Below are 18,685 nucleotides of genomic sequence, written 5' to 3'. Positions count from 1 at the left end.
ATCCTCCCGGCTCCCTGGCAGCTTGCCGTGGAACCCCGCCCCTGCCCGTCTCACACCGGGCACCGGAAGCTTTGCGCGCTGGTGTCGCCGAACGGATGGCGCAGGCTGGACGCTTCAATGTCCACGTTGGCCCGCGTGGTGCCGAAGCCAAAGCTTGCGCCAAAGCGCGTTTCGGTGCGGCGCAGCAGCGTCGCCGCGTCAAGAGCGTGGAACCAGCCCCATTCACCGGGATAATCGAGCGTGGGCAAAAGATTGTCTTTTTCATCCCATGCGCTGATGCGCGTGCTGCCCGGGTTCGGGCCTGGCCAGTGCATCGCCATGGGCGGCGTGTTCTCGCCGTTCCTGTATTCGAAGCGCTGGCCGTCCACCTCGACCGTCAGGCGCGATACGCCGGGGGGTAGCGAGGTAACCGATACGGTGAAGTTCACGGCGGGCGCCGGGCCATCGCGGAAATACGCGTGGCGAATCGCATCGGCGACCTGAGCCTGCGCCAGTATCGTGCCACCCGCCTTTGCGCCGTGCGCATCGCGGAATCGCCAGCGGTCGCCGCTGGTATCGACGCTCCTGGACAGCGTCTGCCTGAAGAATGTGTCGAAGCGGCCACCATTTCCGAACAGTTCGGCGAAGTTCTGCAGCGGAATGTCATTGCGGCTGTTGGCGGTGAATGGGTAACGTCCTTTTACGAAGCGCGAACAATCCCCGCCGGCCGCCTCGCGAAAGCCATCGGCGACCGCGCCACTGGCACCCTTGCTGACCAGCGACTGGCTCGATCCGGCGAGTCCTCCGATCCACATCGACAATGGCGCGGGAAGCTGGCTCGCCTCCTGTCGGGCGATGGCGAGGGCTGGATCGGGTTGACCGAGGTTTTCCGCATCGGGGCGAAGGGTCAGCAGTGTCCTGCTCATCTGCTCCAGTACGCCAATCACGGCGTCCAGCGGGGTCGCGCCCGGCGTGCCTTCCGTAAGCTGGTTGATCGTGGCGAAATGCTCAATGATGGGTGCGTCCGCGCGCTGTACGGGCGCACTGCCCCCGGCGATCAGACGGGCGATGTGGCTGCGGCTTTTCACCTGGTCGGTAACGCGTTGTTCCACAGCCTTGGCGGTGCGACTCTCCACGTCGGCGGGAGCCTGCCTGAGAAGGTCGCTGGTGTTGTCGCGTACCAGGGCCATCAGCGCCTTGAGCGGCGAGCTGGGTCCGGCCAGGCGCGCAGCCAGATCGCTGGCCTCCTGGACGTTGGCCACCGGTTGCAGTTGCAGGTCGTTGAGCAGGTCGTCCCATGCGCGGATGTAGTCGGCCACGTAGAGCGCCTGCACCTGCGTTGTGAGCGAGGCGCGGCGTACCGGGTCGTTCGCCTTGATGCCGAATACCCACTCATCCTTGACGAAGCCGTCCACGGAGGCGGCGATGCCTCCGCGAGAGCCAGGCGCCGAAGTACTCGCCGGCTCCACCATGGCGGCGAAAACGGATCGCGTGTACAGCGCGGCCAGCGGCTTGGACAACGGTGCACCGCTGCGTCGGTGGAATACGTTGCCTAGCAGCCCCAGCATGCGGTCCAGGCGCACAGGCGCATCCTGGCGCGTCTCGCTGTCGAGTTTCAGCCCGCCATAGATGAGCGTGGCCAGGTCTGCCGCGCGCAGGGACGCACGCGCCTCTTCAACGAGGGCCGCGTCGACGGGAAACGAATGCAATGCGTCGCGGCCGTCGAAGAGCAGGCGGAAGTGACCCTCCAGTGCATCGGCAAGGCTCGCCTCGTTCGGGAACACTTCGCCCCAGCGTTCGCGCGCAAGCAAGGACAGCGCATTGCCGTCGCGATGCCCGGGCTCGGCGAGCATCAGATAGCCCTTCAAGGCGTAGTACAGCCGCTGCGGATCGTTCGCCGCGTCGCGCAGGCCATCGCGAAATTGCAGCGTCAGTCCTGGTACGACGCTGGCATTGATCTCGCGGATATGCGCCAGGCGCACCTCACTGAAGATGGCATCACCCTGGAACAGCCCGAAACGCATCGACCATGGGCGATGGTGCTTCACTGTGGCCGCGAGCTGTTCCGCCCGGCCAGACACGTCCAGACGCTGCAAAGCCTGCGCGTAGTACTCCCTAAGGGACCGGGGCGTCGACACCTGCGTATCGTCGGGATAGTCGTGCAGCGCGTCCTGCACGCGGGCCACGAAGTCGGCGTTGCGCGCCGCGCAGGTGAACATGCCGACAAGCAGTCCAGCCGTCAGCAACGCCATGCCGCCGATCATTGCCACCTCCAGCCAGCGGCGTTGGCGCAACGCCATCGGATCGGCGCCCGCGAAACCGGCCTCGGGAAGGATAACGTCGCGGAACAGGCGTTCGATGAAGAACGTGCGCCGGGGCGCGCGTGACACAGCATTACCGGGGGCGTGCATGCCGAACGACCGCCCTACGCCTGACAACACGCGGTCGACAGGGCTGCCTTCCTGCGTACCTGACGTAAGGTACATGCCGCGGAGCACGGGCGAACGTCCATAGGCGTGGCTGCCGAACACGGATGCTGCCAGCGGCAATACGCGTTCGCGAACGTGGCGCAGTTGCTGCGGAAACGACAGGATGCGGGCACGCCGACGTACGTCGGGTGCCGCGTGCATCCGCTCCACGGTGGCCGTGTCGATGCGCTCTAGCAGGGCATCGAACTCCTCGCCAAGTAGCCTGGACGCGCTGCCGTCGATGCTTTCCCCGGGCGTGAACGTCGCTCCCCAGACCTGCGTGCGTTCCGGCGTGTCCAGTCCATCGAAGTGCTCAAGGAAGCCAGCCACAAGGTCGAGCTTGGTAAACACCAGGTACACCGGCAGCGCCGGGCCAAGCCGGCTTCCCATCTCGTCGAGCCGCTCGCGCAGAGTATCCGCGTGATGCTGACGTTCCCCGGCATCCATGGTCAGCAACTCCGCCACGTTCATGGTCAGGATCACACCATTGAGCCGTCTCCGGCCGCGATAACGCCGGAGCGTCTGCAAAAACACATCCCACGCGGGTGCGTCCACTTCCGGATCGGAATCCTGCGTGGTGTAGCGACCGGCGGTGTCGAGGAACACGGCCCGGTCAGTGAACCACCAGTCGCACTGGCGTGTGCGGCCCATACCTGCCACCGGCCGCTTACCCGTGCTGCCGGGCAACGGGAATTCAAGGCCGGAGTGTTCCAGCAGCGTGCTCTTGCCTGATCCTGGCGCACCGATTACCACGTACCACGGCAGGTCCTGAAGATGACCGCTGCCGTCGCGGCGTCGACGTAACAGGACACGCGCATCGTCGAACCTTGCGCGCAGCCCGTCCCGCTCAGCCCGAATGCGACCATCCGCGTGCTCGGCAAGTTCATCGCCTCGATGCGCGTTACGCCGCGCGCCCAGCCACTGATGAAGCACGACCACGTTGATCCAGATGGTCGCCACGAGCACGATGGCGAGCACGCGGGAGCCCACATCGGCCAGGGGTTGCCAGTCGCCGATGCTGAGGTAAGGCCCGGCGAACGCGATCAGCAACGCACACAGCACCATGCCGATGGCGGCGCGTGCCCAGCGGTGTCCCATCACGCGGGTGAGGTGATTCATCCGGCCTCCGGCACGAAAAGGATCTCGACGCGACGGTTGCGCGCGCGGTTGGCCGGCAGGTCCGGTGGTGTTGCCACGGGTTGCGATGCGCCTGCGCCGCGGGCCTCCACACGCTGCGGATCGTCTAGCGTGCGGGTAAGGATGGTCGTGACGCTGCGCGCGCGGGCCGTGGAGAGTTCCACATTGTTCTTGAAGCGCGACGAACGAATGGGCTGGTCGTCCGTGTGTCCGACGACGATCACGTGCCCGCGCACCTGATTGAGAGCTTGTGCCACCCGACCGAGCAATGCGGCCTGGTCGGCGGCGACGTCTGCACCGCCGGAGCGAAACATCTCGCTCGCGGCGAGGCCGATCGTGGCCTGGCCATCCGCCTGCTCATCCACGGAAATGACTCCGTTGCGCGTGTCCTCGGCAAGCAACTGGCGAAGCCCCGAAGCACGTGCCTTCGCGGGCACGGCAGCGGCGGGCAATCGCACGCCGTGCAGGCCGATGGTAGCGAGGCGCGCGCTGAGAGGCCCGGTCTGTTCGTTGAGGCGCGTACGCAGGTAAATCCAGGCGCCCGCAAGTACACTGCATGCGACCAGCGCGGCCATCCATACGGGTAAGCTGCGCTGCGGCTTTACAGGGCGGCTGACGCCTTGCCAGCGCGGCGACAGCGCGGCTGGTGTGGCCGTCCGGTACGCCATGATCCGTCGATAAACGTCCTCGCGACGGTCGGCGAGACGTGCCATGCCGCCGGGTTCCACCAGATACTTGCCGCCGAAACCGAGCGCGAGGCACAGGTACATCAGCTCGACAAGGTCACCATGTCGCCCCATGTCAAGGATGAGCCGGTCGAGGATGGCGAAGAATTTCTCCCCGCCATAGGTCTCACCGTGGAAGGTCACCAGCAGAGTCTGCTGGCTCCAGCCCGTCTGTTCGCCCCAGGGAGAGTCGAGCACGGCCTCGTCAATCATCGTGCACAACACGTAGCGCGCGGCCACGCTGGCCTGGGCGTCGGCACCCGCGCGCGCCGCCCTCTCTTCAAAGCGACGGATGTAGAGCACCGCCCGTTCGCGCAAAAGCCCCGGGTCAGGCGGCCTGGGGCTGTTACGCAGTTGTGCTGCCAGCAGAAGCAAAGGATTGGCCGCGCGCACGAGCGGATTGCCGCCTGCCGAGGGCAGTTCCTGCACCGCCTGGGCGAGGCGTCGCTCCGGCTCGCGCTCGCGCGGCGGCGTGGCATGGGCCGGCGGGCAACTACCCACTGGCCGCACCACCGTCGTATCCCCGCCATGGGACACCTGGGAATCGTTGTGTGTCACGCGCTCAGTTCCTCACCGCCCACAGTTCCAGCGTCAGCCCGTCGAAGCCGTTGCCGACGTGCAAGGCGATGCCACCGGACGTACGCAGGGTTTTCCACATCGGCGACGCGGTATCCAGTTCGAAGTACTGATAGCCCGCGTGATAAGGAATCTGGCGTGGTGCCGAGGCGAGCGACGCCACGGCGATACCCGGCAGTTGCAGGTTGACCAGGTCGCGGATCTTTTCCACTGGGCCGATCTTCGACTGCGTGGGCAAACGTCGGCGCATGTCGGTCGCCGCGATATCGGCTTTGGCGGCGAGCACGAACGAGGCGTTATCCAGCAGCGTGGCATCTGCGACCCTCCCCACCCATACGCCGTATTTGCGTTGTTGCAGCGGTACCGGTACGGCGGTTTGCTCGAGCACCGCGCTGAGGCTAAGGCGCAACGCGGCAATCAGCGGATCGAAGCTTTCGCGCAGGCGGTCGTGTCGATACGGCGGGAACGCTTCGCTGCGCTTGCCGGATGAGGTAAAGGTGGCCAATTCGCCGGCCATGCCCAGCAACAGGCGGTAAAGGTCTTCCGGGTGCAGCAGTGGCGCTTCAGCGACATGAGCCACCTGCGGCTGGTAGCGGTTGACTACCTGCAGCATGAGGAAGTCCGCCAGTTCCGCGGTGCTTGTGCGATCAGTACCGCTCACCCGGCCAGCCAGCGCTTCGCCGCGCTGATGTAGCAAGCCAAGCAACTCGCTCAGGAACAGGCTCAACCGTTCCGATGCACGACAGGCCAGTGCGCTGGGCATGAAACCATCGTCCAGTACCACGCGACGGTCGGCGCGGCATTCGGCGAGTTGCGCCAGCGGCAGCTCGACCAGGCCGTCGCGGGCCTCGTTGGAAGCGGCCAGACGCGTGGCAAGCCCGCCCACCTCAAGCACCACCATGCCCGTGGTGCTGCCGGACGCATCGGCCACTTCAGCCTCGCGCACCGTGAACCGGGCCAGCTGGCCATGCGCAGGTGCGCCGGGCCACAGGCTTTCCGCCTGCGACGGCGAGCGCAGCGGCAGCGTCAGGTAAATCGGCTGGTCACGCCACGACGCGTCGATATCCAGCGGCGGTGGCAGCGGATCGCGATCAGGCATCGAGAACGGCGTGCCGTCCGGAAAGACGCCACGTGCACGGCGGATGCCGAGCTTGCCGATGGCAAGGAGGTCGCGTTCGATCTCCAGTTCGTCGAATCCCCAGGGGTGGGAACGTAGCGTGGCGGCGCGCAATTCCACGTAGCGCTCGATGTAGCGGTCCTGCTGTTGCATGTGCTGTGGGCGAAGAAACAGGCCTTCGCTCCACACCACTTTGTTGAAGGCGGTCATCATCGGTTCCGGTTAGTGGTCGTCGCGCCGGGCGCGCGCCAGCTGGTCTTCATAGGCCCGGACGAACTCCTCGCCCCACAGGCGGCGGAAACGTTCGTCGGGGTCGGCGGCGAGGCCGCGGAAATGGGCGCGATAGCGCTCCCACGGCCCCCTGGCGGTTGAAAAGCCGAAACGCGAACGGCGGCTCTTGTCGTCGAAGCGCGCCGGATCGAATTGCGCGATTACCTCGTCGAAGGCCGCACGCACGCTTGCCAGCAGCGCTACCTGGTGGAGCCGGATATCGTCCATGGCGTCGATGATCGCCGCCTCACCCGAAAGGAACGCGTCATTGGGTGCGGCGAGTACACGTGCCAGGGCTTCGCTTCCGGACGGTGAGAATTTCAGCGGATTGTTTTCGCGGCGCTGGATCAGCGTCACCGGGAGGCGGAAGCCATTTTTCAATTCCGCCCGCGCGCGCAGCATATCCATCACGCCTTCAAGCACGAGGGCGAACAGGGACTCGATGGCGGCAGGTGCGCCCGTCGGGGCCACTGCCGTGGTTGTTTCAGCCAGCGGTACTGGAACGGCCGTCTCCGACCTGACCAGCGCGTGGTCGGCGGTGGATGTAGCCTCGTTGGGTAGACGGAACAGGCTGGGCGTGCAATCCCAGTTCTCCGGAAGCACGCTGCCAGCAGGCGGAGCGACGGTGACATTGACGGGCGGCGCGTCGAACTGATCCGCCATCGGCGAGGTATGGTTCCAGTGCGTCGATGGCTCGGCAACGGGCGTCGCTTCTCGTGCCGTTGGCAACCATGCCAGCGGGTCCAGTGACGCGCCGCACACCGGGTGCCCCGGAATGAGGGACGGCGAGGTGGTCGTTGCTGTTGGTGCGTCAGCGTCCTCGATAGCGACCGCGATGTCGAAGGTATCCAATTGCACGCGGTCACCACCGTTGAGGGACACCGGCACGCCACTGCGCATCGGCGTGCCGTTCACAAGCATGCCGTTGGTGCTGTGGTCTTCAAGGAAGTACAGGCCGTTGAGGTAGCGCACCACCGCATGCTGGCGAGATACGCCCTGCGCGTGCAGCACCCAGTCGCACTGTTGCGCACGGCCAATGGTGAGATCGTGGCCTTCCACCCGCACGAAAGGCCGCTCGGCCGCGTCAGCGGCGTGGGCACCCAGCACGGAGAGCACCAGTGTCGGTCCGATGGACGAATTCATGGGATGTCCTCCGGGGAAAGCAAAGCCATGGCGGCGATGGCGAACTGGCGGCAACGGTCGGCAAAGTCGGGTGAGCCCGATACCAGCGTCAGCAGCGCGGCCGCCGCGGCAACGGCCAGTAGCTGGGGAGCAACGGGCGCGACGTCCCTGCCCTCGCCATCGAGCAGGAAGCCTTCGGACCATCCGGCGCTGGCGGCGAGCAGCGCACCCGTGCCGACGTAGTGCTGGCTTGCGGCAAAGTGAAGTGCGGCGCGACGGCTGGGTTCAGTGCGCTCGCGCAGCCAGGTTTCGGCTATCCGCAGGCCTTCGTGGTCTTCGGCATCGAGCGCTTCGCCACGTACGCACTGGCAGACCCACGGCACCACGTAACCGCGCGGCATCAGCCGCAGGGCCAGCCGCAGGGCGGCCGGTGCGTCACCGTTGTCCAGCAGCGCACGCACGGCGGAACGTTGGCTCAGGTCGTCGCGCAGCAGGTCAAGCGCGCCGTCGTCCAGGCTGATCTCGCGCGCCACGGTCATCAGGGAAAGAGGCAGGGCATTCATAGCAGGAGGGAGGGCATGCCCTTGAGCACCGCCGGGCCCAGGCTGGAGGAGAGCATCAGCGCTGCGCCGGATTTGACGGCGATGGCAGCGTTGGCCTTGACTGTGACGGTGGCCGCTGCCGTGACGCACATGGCCGCGCCGGATGTGAGTGTGGTGGCTCCACCCGATGCCAGGCTGATCGCTGCGGTGGCATTGAGCTTCAGCGTCGTGCCCAGAATCTGCACCTCGCCGGTGCGCTTCATGACGATGCGAGCCATACCGGTGACCAGCTCGATTTCCTCACCGGCTTCAATACGAAGACGTCTACCCACGGCAAGGCTGTCGTCGCGACCCACGTCGTGCGAACGATCGCGTTTGACGGCTTCGGTCTCGTCACGGTCGATGGTGGAGAAGTGATCGTTCTCTGCCTCGTGGCGCAGGTCGCGCCGGGCGTGAAAAAACAGCTCTTCGGCGCCCTTGCGGTCCTCGAAGCGGATCTCGTTGGCGTCACCCGCTGCACCACGCAAGCTCCGGCTGATGATGCCGCTACGCGTACGCTCTTCGGGCAGGGCATACGGCGGCATGTGGTCCTGGTTGTACACACTGCCCAGGATCAGCGGCCGGTCGGGATGTCCTTCGTGAAACCCGACGACCACTTCCTGACCCACACGGGGGATGAACTGCGCGCCCCACCGCTTGCCCGCCCAACCCGAAACCACGCGCACGGGGCAGGACTGCTCGGCTTTCGGCTTGCCTGGCCCATTCCAGAAGAACGTGACCAGGACGCGCCCATGGCTGTCCACTTCGATATCTTCATCGGTCTGGCCGTACACCACGGCGGTCTGCACTCCCGCGATCACCGGCTGGGGTGTCTCCTGCGCCGTGCGGAACGGTTGCCGGCTGCGGATGACGTGGAACCGGCAGGCAAAGGGTGGCTCCTCCTTGTCCGCTTCGACGCCACCACCCTGGTAGTTCACCTCGACGAGGCGCGTCGAGCTCGATACCACGAGATATTCCTGGTTTGCCTCAGCCAGCGGGAAGCCTTTCAGCCGGAACCAGGCGCCCGTGGCCAGGCCAACGGCATCGGTGAATCCCGCCGATGTGGCCTGCGATACGCTGAGTGCGTCCGCGCGTACCTGCGCGAGCCGCTGTCCATCCGCGACCTGCTGGGCATAGCCAGCGGAACCGTAGGGGTAGTCATAAACCTCAAGTCCGGACACCTTGTGCGCGTCGGCATGATCGGAGACCTCCTCGTTGGCGAGCAGCGACGCGCGAGGGCGAAGATAGTCGTAATCATCGAGGCGCACCCGCGTCGGATTGACGGTGCGGCCGGTGGTCCACTCGCTGATCGAGGCCTTCATGCGATGCCCGCGTTCGGTCGGGGGCGCATAGGGAATCGTCTCAAAGCCCGGCACGGCGGCATGGGCGCCCAGCGCGTCGGCCAGCACCATGGTGTGGCTGCCCTGTGCGTGGGTGAAGAAATAATAGATGCCCTCCTGCTCCATCAGCCTGCTGATGAAGTCGAAGTAGCTCTCGCGGTACTGCACGCAGTACTCGCGCACGGCGTACTGGGCCGTGAGGCTGACCCGCACGTCGCCGAAGCCAAACTCGGCCAGCACATCCCGCACGATCTGCGGCACCGTCTTGTTCTTGTAGATGCGGCAGTCGGAGGTCTGTCGCAGAAGCCACGGTTTGGGCACCACCGTGAACATATACACCGCGTAGCGCACGTTCTCGATCTGGACGAATGCGCCCTGCTCGGCCTCCACCGCAATGCCGTTGTAGTAACGGACGTAACCCTGCGGCGTGGTTACGGTCACCGTCATCGGTGTGCCGAGTAGCGCGCGAAGGTCCACGGAGGCGTTCTTGCTGATTGCCTCGATGCGGAAACGGGGAAGCCGTCCGAGTTCTTCCGTCGCCGTCATGTTGGCGAAAAGAAGGTCGTCCACTGCGGCAGTCAGCGTTATGGCGTGGGGCATGCATGGATCCCATGGCCTGCCGGCTTCGCGCGGCGGGCTTCAAGTCAGATGTCAGTCGGTGATCGGAATGTTGCCGGCGGAGGCAAGACGTTGCAGCCAGTCTTTTCGTGACCCCTCATAGTCGACGCGCACTGGCGTCACCCCGTTGATGGGCGCACGCACCATGGTCATGTCGCTGCGAAGCTGCATCAGCCATTTGCCAACCAGCTTGGAAAGCTCGCCACGAATGAACGTGCTGACCTCCTGGCAAAGCGACTCACGGTCTGCTTTCGATTTGGGCGCTTGTTCCAGGGAACTGCCGTTGGCGAAGTTCCTGCGTGCGGAAGCGTCTTCTCCGGCATTAACCAGCGACCGCCACACCGTCATGGGATTGTCCCTGTCGTCGTTGCCCCAGGCCCAATCCAGGACGGACTGCTTGAAGCGTTCGGATTGCCGACCAAAGGCCATCGAATTGGGGTCGTCGGCCACCACGACCTGGTCGTCCTGAATCCAATGCATCTGGGCGACCCTGGCGTGATTGCGGATCTCGGCGAGCGTTGCGTACGAGTTGGGGAACAACGCCCGGATGGTTGCCGCATCCGAACTGTTCTGTGCCCCCTTGCTGGTCGCTGCAATCAGCACCTTTTCCAGCGAAAGCTCTTGAGCCAGCCGCTTGAAGCTCGATGCGAGGCAACCGTCGAAGTCGTTGAATACGTGATTTCCCTTAGCCATGGCTGCTCACTCCCTCGTCCACGTCGAGGCCATCGAACCGATAGACAAGCGCACCGCCCGATGCGTCCACCTGCACGCGCTGCACCGGCTCGCCTTCGGTCGTCCGAACGAGCAGTTCCCGGCTGATGTCCGGCAGCATGGTGTTGGTCAGGATCGCGTCGATCATGCGGCCGCCGCTTTCGCTCTGGGTACAGCGGCTGACGACCAGCGCCATGGCGGCGTCGGTGCACTCGAACGGCACGCGATACCGGTCCTCGATGCGCCGCCTGATTCGTTCCAGTTGCAGGCGCACGATCTGCTCCAGCATCTGCAGGTCCAGGGGGTAATACGGCACGGCAACCAGCCGGCCCAGCAGTGCCGGGGGGAAAACCTCGAGCAACGGGGCGCGCAGTGCCATCGCCATCGTCTCGACATCGGGAGGTTCACCCGCATGGGCACACAATCTTTCGATGATCTCGGTGCCCGCGTTGGTGGTCAGGATGATGAGCGTGTTGCGGAAGTCGATCCGGCGCCCTTCCCCGTCCTCCATCACACCCTTGTCGAAGACCTGGAAAAAGATCTCGTGGACATCCGGGTGGGCTTTTTCCACCTCGTCCAGCAGCACCACTGAATACGGCCGCCGCCGCACCGCCTCGGTCAGCACCCCGCCCTCGCCATAACCGACATAGCCCGGCGGCGCACCCTTGAGGGTGGAAACGGTGTGCTTCTCCTGGAACTCACTCATGTTGATAGTGATGAGGTTGTGCTCGCCGCCGTAGAGCGTTTCCGCCAGGGCCAGCGCGGTTTCGGTCTTGCCGACGCCAGAGGTGCCTGCCAGAAGAAACACACCGATTGGCTTGTCGGGATTGTCGAGGCCGGCACGCGAGGTCTGCACGCGCCTGGCGATCATCTCCATCGCATGGTCCTGGCCGATGACCCGCTGGCCCATCAGCGCTGCCAGGTTCATTACCGTATCCAGTTCGCTGCGGACCATGCGCCCCACCGGAATGCCGGTCCAGTCAGCGACGACAGACGCCACGGCTTGCTGGTCCACGGCGGGAAGCATCAGCGGCGTATCACCCTGATGATCTGCGAGGGACGCCTGCAGGCGGCGCAACTGTGCCAGCGCCTCGTCGCGACCGGAGCCATCAAGACCGTCGCGCAAGCGCTGCCGCAAGGCGAGGATGGCCTCGACCAGGTCGCGCTCCTGGCTCCAGGCTTCCTCAAGCGCCATCAGTTCCAGGCTCGCGTCGGTGATTGCAGCGTCGATGACGGACGGGCGTTCGCCTGCGTCGAAGCCGACCGCGTGCTCGCGCCGGATGATGTCCCGTTCGGTCTCCAGCGCCTCGATGTGGCGTCGTGCGTCGGCGACCCGCGCCGGCACGGCATGATGGCTGACCGCTACGCGTGCGCAGGCAGTGTCCAGCAGACTGACGCCTTTGTCGGGCAACTGGCGCGCCGGGATGTAACGATGCGAGAGCCGCACCGCCGCTTCGATGGCTTCGTCCAGCACCTGGACGCCATGGTGTCGCTCCATCACGCCAGCGACCGTGCGCAGCATCAGCACCGCCCTGGCCTCGTCGGGCTCCCCGACCTGGACTGTCTGGAAGCGCCGGGTGAGTGCCGGGTCTTTCTCGATGTGTTTCTTGTATTCAGCCCACGTGGTGGCGCCGATGGTGCGCAGTGTGCCGCGCGCGAGCGCCGGCTTCAGCAGGTTGGCCGCGTCACCTGTGCCCGCCGCGCGACCGGCACCGACGAGGGTATGGGCCTCATCAATAAAAAGGATGACCGGCTTGACCGAGGCCTGTACCTCGTCGATGACCTGGCGCAGGCGACGTTCAAACTCGCCCGTCATGCTGGCACCGGCCTGCAGCAGGCCAACATCCAGCACGCGCAGCTCGACATCGCGCAATGCGGGCGGCACGTCGCCGGCGACGATGCGTTGCGCGAAGCCCTCGACGACGGCGGTCTTGCCCACGCCCGCCTCGCCGACCAGCATGGGGTTGTTCTGGCGACGACGCATCAGGATGTCGACGACCTGGCGGATCTCATCGTCCCGGCCGACCACCGGATCAATGCGTCCTTCCCGTGCCTGCGCCGTGAGATCCACGGTGAAGCGAAGCAAGCCGTCGCGTGTTCCGCTCTGTGCGGGCGCAGGTACGCCATCGGTCGCGGCGAGACGATCCTCGGGCGATCCGGCGATCATTGCCGGCAAGGCCTCCAGCAGGCCCTCTTCGCGGATCCTGGCGAATTCGGGCGAGATCCGGTCAAGCACGTGGCGCAGGCGGCGCGTGCGCACGATGCCCGCCAGCAGATAACCCGTTCGCACCTGCGTCTGCCCGAAGCTCAGCGTCGCGTACACCCAGGCGCGCTCCACGGCCTCCTCGACATCGGCGGACAGGTCGCTCACCGACGACGCCCCACCGGGCAGCTGCTCCAGCGCGTTGTCGACGTCGCGCGCAAGCCGTGACGGATCCATACCCGTATGGACGATGATGCGATGCAGATCGGAATCATCGCCCTGCAAAATCTGCTGCAGCCAGTGCACGAGCTCGACGTCGCGGTGGCCGCGCAGGCGGCATGCCATGGTGGCGCCTTCGATCGCCTTGTAGGCGATGGCATTGAGTTTGCCGAACAAAGCGGCTCGGCTGATATCTGTCACGATGGCTTCCTCGAACAATTCGGATGGGAAAGGGGTTGCAGGACCAGGTCATCCGCTTCATCCGGGTCGGCAAAACAGCCCATCCACGAAGACATACCAAGGCGCCCGCTGCGACCCATGTGGGAGAGCGGAACCTCGTTGCGACGAAGCACAAGCCGGACATCCCAGTCGAACGAGTCGCCCGCGTAGAAACGCACGGCGGCCACCAGTTCGCCGAGGGCGTCGCCGCCCGGGAGGAAGCGGCGGTAATCGGCGAACGTCATGGGCCCCAGGCGGATGCGGAACCGATGCTGGGCGTCACGCACGCTGGCCCCTAGCACCGCTGTCGTTCCCATGCCGGCCATGGCGCGCCCCATGCGCAGACGGCCCTCCTCCGGCAGGGTCATCCATGCCACCGCAAACTCTTCCAGCCGAACCGGGACATCGAAGAAAGCGCCAAGGAATGTCACCAGGCCTTCGGCATTCCTGGCCTGCGCGACGAGGCGGCCCGCCATGTAACGACGGAAGCGGTCGGGCAACGCATCGCGTTCTGCCAGTGCCGGGCTGTCGATGCCGACCAGCGCGCCGAGAAAATGCGCGAAGGCGTCCTCGTCGGGGCGGTCCATCTGCACCGTGGGCTGCGCATCGGCCCATGCCCGATAGAACAGGCTGAGCATGCGGTGATGGAACACATCCGCGAAGGCGGTGAAGGTTGCATCGCGCGCGGTGCGCTCGCGTTCCAGCGTGTATTCGGTGAGGTGCAACGGCAGCGCGCCGTTCGGTCCCCACAGACCCAGCATGAGGCTGTGGATACGCGGCGGCCGATCAGGGTCGATGTCGACGCGATCCATGGCGCACGGCGCGAACGCGAGCGACGGCGTATGCGCAAGGCGCACAGGATCATCCGCGACGCGTGCGGAGCGCCCCAGCCGCGGACGGTCGGTGTAGACGCACTCGATCCGACGCAGCGCCTCGAACCAGTCGAACGACGACGGGTCCGTGTGCAGCGCGTCGATCAGAACTAAAGGATCGGGCGCGTGCCGGAGCGAGCCGTCCACCGTGCCACCTCGTTGCGTTCGTGGGTATGCAGCACGGTCTCGGTGAATGAGTTCAGCGAGACATACCGGGCAAAGAAATGCTGCATGACGGAGCCGAAGAGGAACGCCCCGGTACCTTCAAAAGCCTGCTCGTTGCAGGTGAAGCGGATTTCCAGGCCACGCCCGTAAGTCACCGGCCCGGTGATGGGCAAACGGCGCACGATGGGAGTGGAGCGCACGTCGCGCACCCCTTCGATCAGGCGGCGCGATGCGGCATCGAACTCGTCGCTGTACAGCAGCAGCATCTCGCGTAGCGCTGCTGCACCTTCGTCGTGCTCCAGCAGCGACAGGTAATTGAGCTGCAAGTGACTGATCAGCCGCCAGGCAGCCTGCCCTTCGGCAAGCGCGGCGCGCGGACGCGTGGGGCCCGCCAGGCAGCGTATGGAGCGCACGGGCGCGTCGGTGTCGAGCAGGAAATCGGTTGTGCCCTTGCCCACCGGCATGTGCAGTGGCAGGTCGCGATTGCTGCACAGCAGGCGCATGCCGAGTTGACGCAGCGTGCTCGCGTACGGCGCCTGGTTGCCGTCAACCAGAGACAGAAAAACCTCGCCGCCGACGTAGCTGGAACGAGGTCCTTCGCGCCGCTCGCGTTGTGAGGCGAGGCGCGGTTCACGGCGCACGGTGAAGAACGCGGCATCAGGGCGGTGCCACGTACGCGCGTTGCCGCCATAGAAAGGATGGAAGGCCTGCTCAGGCTCCTGGCTGTCGCCGAAGCCCTGGACGTCGTCAACGTCATAGACCTCGAAATCCATGGGACGGGTCCGATCCGCCAGCACGTGGTACTGACCTGCGCCATCTCGCAGGTGGATACGATCCGACCGGCGCGGAAACAGGTTGATGGCCGGTGTGCAGAACAGGCGGATATAGGAAGCATCTACCGCGCCATCCAGCCGTGCCACCGCACGGTCCAGCCACACCACCAGGTCAAAGCCACCGCTTCCGGTTCGGGGCAACGCCTTTCGCAGACCGCTGAACGCGGCAAACTGGAAGCGTTGCGGACAAGCGAAATATTCCTGTAGCAGCCGATAACCGCTGAACGACCGGTCGCTCGCTGGCAACAAGGCTTCCTCGTCGGTAAAGCCGCGCGGCTGGATGCACGCCTGTTCCACATGGCGCACGGTGTCACCGGCCATCACGGAAAAACCCAGGCCATTTCCAAGCACCTGCTCATAAAGCAGGCCTGGCAAGTCGCCGGTCCCGGCGAAGAACACCGGCAGTTCATCAAACGACAAGGCTTCCAGCGCCATGCCAGCGGCGAGCCTGAAGCGCAGACGGAGTGCCGCGCGCGGGGCGACACCCGGTGGCACGGTCAATCCCGCCGCCGCGATGGCGGCCGGGCTTGCCATGTAGCGAGCCTCGCCAAGCGACAGCGGCAACAAGGTGACCGGATGCGCGGTGCGGTACTCGCACGCGGTGCGTTCACCGAAACCGATCTGGCTGCGCAGTGCGGTGCCGCGCGCCACTGGATGGCCCTCACCCGGAAGGTTGCCGGCATCGTCCGGCTGCATCTCCACCACCGTCATGGACGGTACGGGCGCGAGGTAATGCGGGTACAGCATGCGCAACAGGTGCTGGGTAAAAACGGGATGCTGCGCGTCCAGTTTCATCTGCACGCGAGCGGACATGAAGGCAAACCCTTCCAGCAGGCGCTCCACGTAGGGGTCAGCACATTCCATCCCCTCCATGCCCAGCCGCCCCGCGATCTTTGGATACGCGCTGGCGAACTCCGCGCCCGTTTCACGGACGTGCTGGAGTTCCTGGTTGTAGTAACGAAGCAGTCGGGGGTCCATGGGCTCAGCCGAGTCCGTCGAACACACTGAAACGCGCGGTTTCCAGGTCGACCTCGGTTTTCAGATAAAGGTTGAGGGACAAAGGCTGTGCCCACATCGTCGATTCGATGCTGAAGGACAGCGTCAGCCGGTCCATGCGTGTGGTGTGCGCATGCGCATCCACGTGCAGCGTGGACGGGTCCAGGCGCGGTTCAAACAGGGTGATCGCCGTGTGGATACGCTGGCGCCACACCGCGATATCCATCCCGGTGATGGCCGCACCCGTAAGATCCGGGATGCCGTAGTCGAGGACCGATCCCTCGACGTACGGCAGCCCGCCGTGATCGTCAGACCACCCGTGCCGCGTGCAGTTGAACAGCCAGCCCAGGTCGCGCACGACGCACTCGCGCAGACGCGCCGCAGTAATGACGCGCTTGTCCCGACTCTCCTGCGCGACATGGGGTTCATCGTCGCGCAGGCGATCCAGCAGCGAGGGCTGGAGACGTTCCTGGGTGATCAGTTCAGCCACGCATGGATCACGCCTGGCCCTTCACCTGCTGCATGTCGTAGGTGAAGTCCTTGGTGCCGCCGGTTGCCTTGCCCTTGTCATCCTGCGGCTGGAACGAGTACTTGAACTTGCCGAAATGCAGGGTGATATTTTCCGTCAGGCGCTCGTCGCCACTGCTGCCGCCGGTGGAAAACGAGGTGATCATCACGCCCTCGGTCAGCTCGATGGTCACGAAGTCGGTCTGCTCACCCGTGGCATTGGTGATGTACAGCGTGGCGCTATCGACGCGCGCGCCGGTACATACGGCATTGAGCAATGCGTTGGAGCACGAGTCGACGAACTTGGTGATCGTGATGTCCTGCACGTTGGCCTTGCCGCCGGAGGCGTAGCCGGCACCCGTGTGCAGGTTGCCCGAGTTACAGGCGCCCCACGCCCACGCGATGATGGGCACCTGGTCCTTATGACCGGCGTGATTGGACGCGCCCTCGATCTTGACCTGACCGGGGCCGAACTTGAGATGCATATCGAAAGCCATGAACGCTTTTCCTCATTTTGCGAGATTTAAAAAACTCAGACGGCCTTGCCGGTAGGCAGGCGGGCAACCAGTCGCAGCGAGACCGTAAGGCCCTCAAGCTGGTAATGCGGCTTGAGGTAGAACTTGGAGGTGTAGTAACCCGGGTTGCCTTCCACTTCCTCGACCACCACCCGCGCAGCGGCCAGCGGCTTGCGCGCTTTGGTTTCTTCGCTGGAATTGACCGGATCGCCATCGACGTAGTTGAGGATCCAGCGGGTCAGCCAGTCCTGCATCTGCTCGCGGGTGCTGAAGGAACCGATCTTGTCGCGCACGATGCACTTCAGGTAATGCGCGAAGCGCGAGCAGGCAAACATGTACGGCAGGCGTGCGCTCAGCGCCGCGTTGGCGGTGGCATCCGGGTCGTCGTACTCCTCCGGACGAGCCAGCGACTGCGTGCCGATGAACGCGGCCATGTCGGAGTTCTTGCGATGCACGACCGGCATCAGGCCCATCTTGTCCAGTTCCGCCGCGCGGCGGTCGGTGATCGCGATCTCCGTCGGGCACTGCATGTCCACGCCGCCATCGTCGGTCGGGAAGACGTGCGCCGGCAGGTTGTCGACCGTGCCGCCTGACTCCACGCCGCGAATCCGCGTGCACCAGCCATACTGCTTGAACGAACGGTTGATGTTGACGCCCATCGCGTAAGCAGCGTTCTGCCAGGTGTATTTCGAGGAATCCGCACCGCTGGTGTCTTCCTCGAAATCAAACTCTTCCACCGGCTCGGTTCTGGCGCCGTATGGGAGGCGCGACAGCGTGCGCGGCATGGTCAGGGCAACGTACTTGGTGTCTTCACCGTCGCGCAGCGAACGCCATGCGGCGTACTCGGGCGTGGAGTAGATCTTGGCCAGGTCGCGCGGGTTAGCCAGTTCATCCCACCCATCCATGCCCAGCAGCTCCGGCGCCGCAGCGGCGATAAACGGCGCATGCGATGCGGCAGCCACCTGGGCCATGCCACGCAGCAGTTCCACGTCCTGCGGGCTGTGGTCGAAATAGTAGTCACCGATCAGGCAGCCATAGGGCTCACCGCCGAGCTGGCCGTACTCTTCCTCGTACACCTTCTTGAAGATGGGGCTCTGGTCCCACGCCGTGCCCTTGTAACGCTTCAGCGTGTGGCCCAGCTCGCTCTTCGAGAGGTTCATCACACGGATCTTCAACTGCGGATCCGTCTCGGTATTCGTCACAAGGTGATGCAGTCCGCGCCATGCGCCTTCCAGCTTCTGGAAGTCGGGATGATGCAGGATCAGATTGATCTGCTCGCTGAGCTTGCGATCAATCTCGGCGATATACGCATTGATAGTCTGGGTGACGTCATCGGAGACGATGTCCGCGCGGTCGAGCACCTGCTCGGCCAGCGTGCGGATGGCCGATTCCACCTCGGCGCGGGCGCGCTCGCTCTTCGGCCGGAACTCCTTGTTGAGCAGGGCCGCGAATTCATGGCTTGGGGGTGTGTCGGCAATGGCCTCGGCGGCCTGGGCCTGGTTGGTCGCCATC

The 18,685-nt window shown here is 65.1% G+C and carries 13 protein-coding genes; all 13 read right to left on the bottom strand.

What is annotated here, in order from left to right; translation table 11 throughout:
• Positions 1-50: 50 nt before the first annotated feature.
• The 13 genes from tssM to tssC are packed head-to-tail and all read right to left on the bottom strand — an operon-like array spanning position 51 to position 18,684.
• On the bottom strand, positions 51-3,566 hold the full coding sequence (gene tssM / locus FHW69_RS13645) for a type VI secretion system membrane subunit TssM (RefSeq protein ID WP_183423642.1): 3,516 nt from the start codon (positions 3,564-3,566) through the stop codon (positions 51-53).
• Positions 3,563-4,867 (bottom strand): type IVB secretion system protein IcmH/DotU, encoded by a 1,305-nt coding sequence (gene icmH / locus FHW69_RS13640; protein WP_183423641.1) that lies wholly within the window; start codon positions 4,865-4,867, stop codon positions 3,563-3,565. The genes tssM and icmH overlap by 4 nt, the downstream gene beginning before the upstream one ends.
• A gap of 4 nt (positions 4,868-4,871) precedes the next feature.
• Positions 4,872-6,212, bottom strand: coding sequence for a type VI secretion system baseplate subunit TssK (tssK, locus tag FHW69_RS13635; protein WP_183423639.1), 1,341 nt, complete (start codon positions 6,210-6,212; stop codon positions 4,872-4,874).
• A gap of 12 nt (positions 6,213-6,224) precedes the next feature.
• Positions 6,225-7,415 (bottom strand): type VI secretion system-associated FHA domain protein TagH, encoded by a 1,191-nt coding sequence (gene tagH, locus FHW69_RS13630; RefSeq protein WP_183423637.1) that lies wholly within the window; start codon positions 7,413-7,415, stop codon positions 6,225-6,227.
• Positions 7,412-7,957, bottom strand: coding sequence for a hypothetical protein (locus FHW69_RS13625; RefSeq protein WP_183423635.1), 546 nt, complete (start codon positions 7,955-7,957; stop codon positions 7,412-7,414). The genes tagH and FHW69_RS13625 overlap by 4 nt, the downstream gene beginning before the upstream one ends.
• Positions 7,954-9,915, bottom strand: a complete 1,962-nt coding sequence (tssI, locus tag FHW69_RS13620) for a type VI secretion system tip protein TssI/VgrG (RefSeq protein ID WP_183423634.1) — start codon at positions 9,913-9,915, stop codon at positions 7,954-7,956. Before tssI ends, FHW69_RS13625 begins: the two co-directional genes overlap by 4 nt.
• Before the next feature lie 51 nt (positions 9,916-9,966).
• The gene (locus FHW69_RS13615; protein ID WP_183423633.1) at positions 9,967-10,626 is read right to left on the bottom strand and encodes a hypothetical protein; all 660 of its coding nucleotides are present in this window, start codon (positions 10,624-10,626) and stop codon (positions 9,967-9,969) included.
• On the bottom strand, positions 10,619-13,267 hold the full coding sequence (gene tssH / locus FHW69_RS13610; protein WP_183423632.1) for a type VI secretion system ATPase TssH: 2,649 nt from the start codon (positions 13,265-13,267) through the stop codon (positions 10,619-10,621). The genes FHW69_RS13615 and tssH overlap by 8 nt, the downstream gene beginning before the upstream one ends.
• Complete coding sequence (gene tssG, locus FHW69_RS13605) at positions 13,264-14,304, bottom strand: type VI secretion system baseplate subunit TssG (RefSeq protein WP_183423631.1); 1,041 nt, start codon at positions 14,302-14,304, stop codon at positions 13,264-13,266. The genes tssH and tssG overlap by 4 nt, the downstream gene beginning before the upstream one ends.
• Complete coding sequence (gene tssF / locus FHW69_RS13600; protein ID WP_183423630.1) at positions 14,268-16,133, bottom strand: type VI secretion system baseplate subunit TssF; 1,866 nt, start codon at positions 16,131-16,133, stop codon at positions 14,268-14,270. Before tssF ends, tssG begins: the two co-directional genes overlap by 37 nt.
• Positions 16,134-16,137: 4 nt before the next feature.
• Positions 16,138-16,641: a type VI secretion system baseplate subunit TssE gene (gene tssE, locus FHW69_RS13595; protein WP_183423629.1), complete on the bottom strand. Its 504-nt coding sequence runs from the start codon at positions 16,639-16,641 to the stop codon at positions 16,138-16,140.
• 7 nt (positions 16,642-16,648) lie between these two features.
• Positions 16,649-17,155: a type VI secretion system tube protein Hcp gene (locus FHW69_RS13590; RefSeq protein WP_183423628.1), complete on the bottom strand. Its 507-nt coding sequence runs from the start codon at positions 17,153-17,155 to the stop codon at positions 16,649-16,651.
• A gap of 35 nt (positions 17,156-17,190) precedes the next feature.
• Entirely contained in the window at positions 17,191-18,684 is a 1,494-nt protein-coding gene (gene tssC, locus FHW69_RS13585) for a type VI secretion system contractile sheath large subunit (RefSeq protein ID WP_183423627.1), read from the bottom strand.
• Position 18,685: the final 1 nt, after the last annotated feature.

It is taken from the genome of Luteibacter sp. Sphag1AF, assembly GCF_014192715.1.
Classification (GTDB): Bacteria; Pseudomonadota; Gammaproteobacteria; order Xanthomonadales; family Rhodanobacteraceae; genus Luteibacter.
Note: the sequence above shows the minus strand (reverse complement) of the source record. Positions and strands in the feature narration are given on the sequence as shown.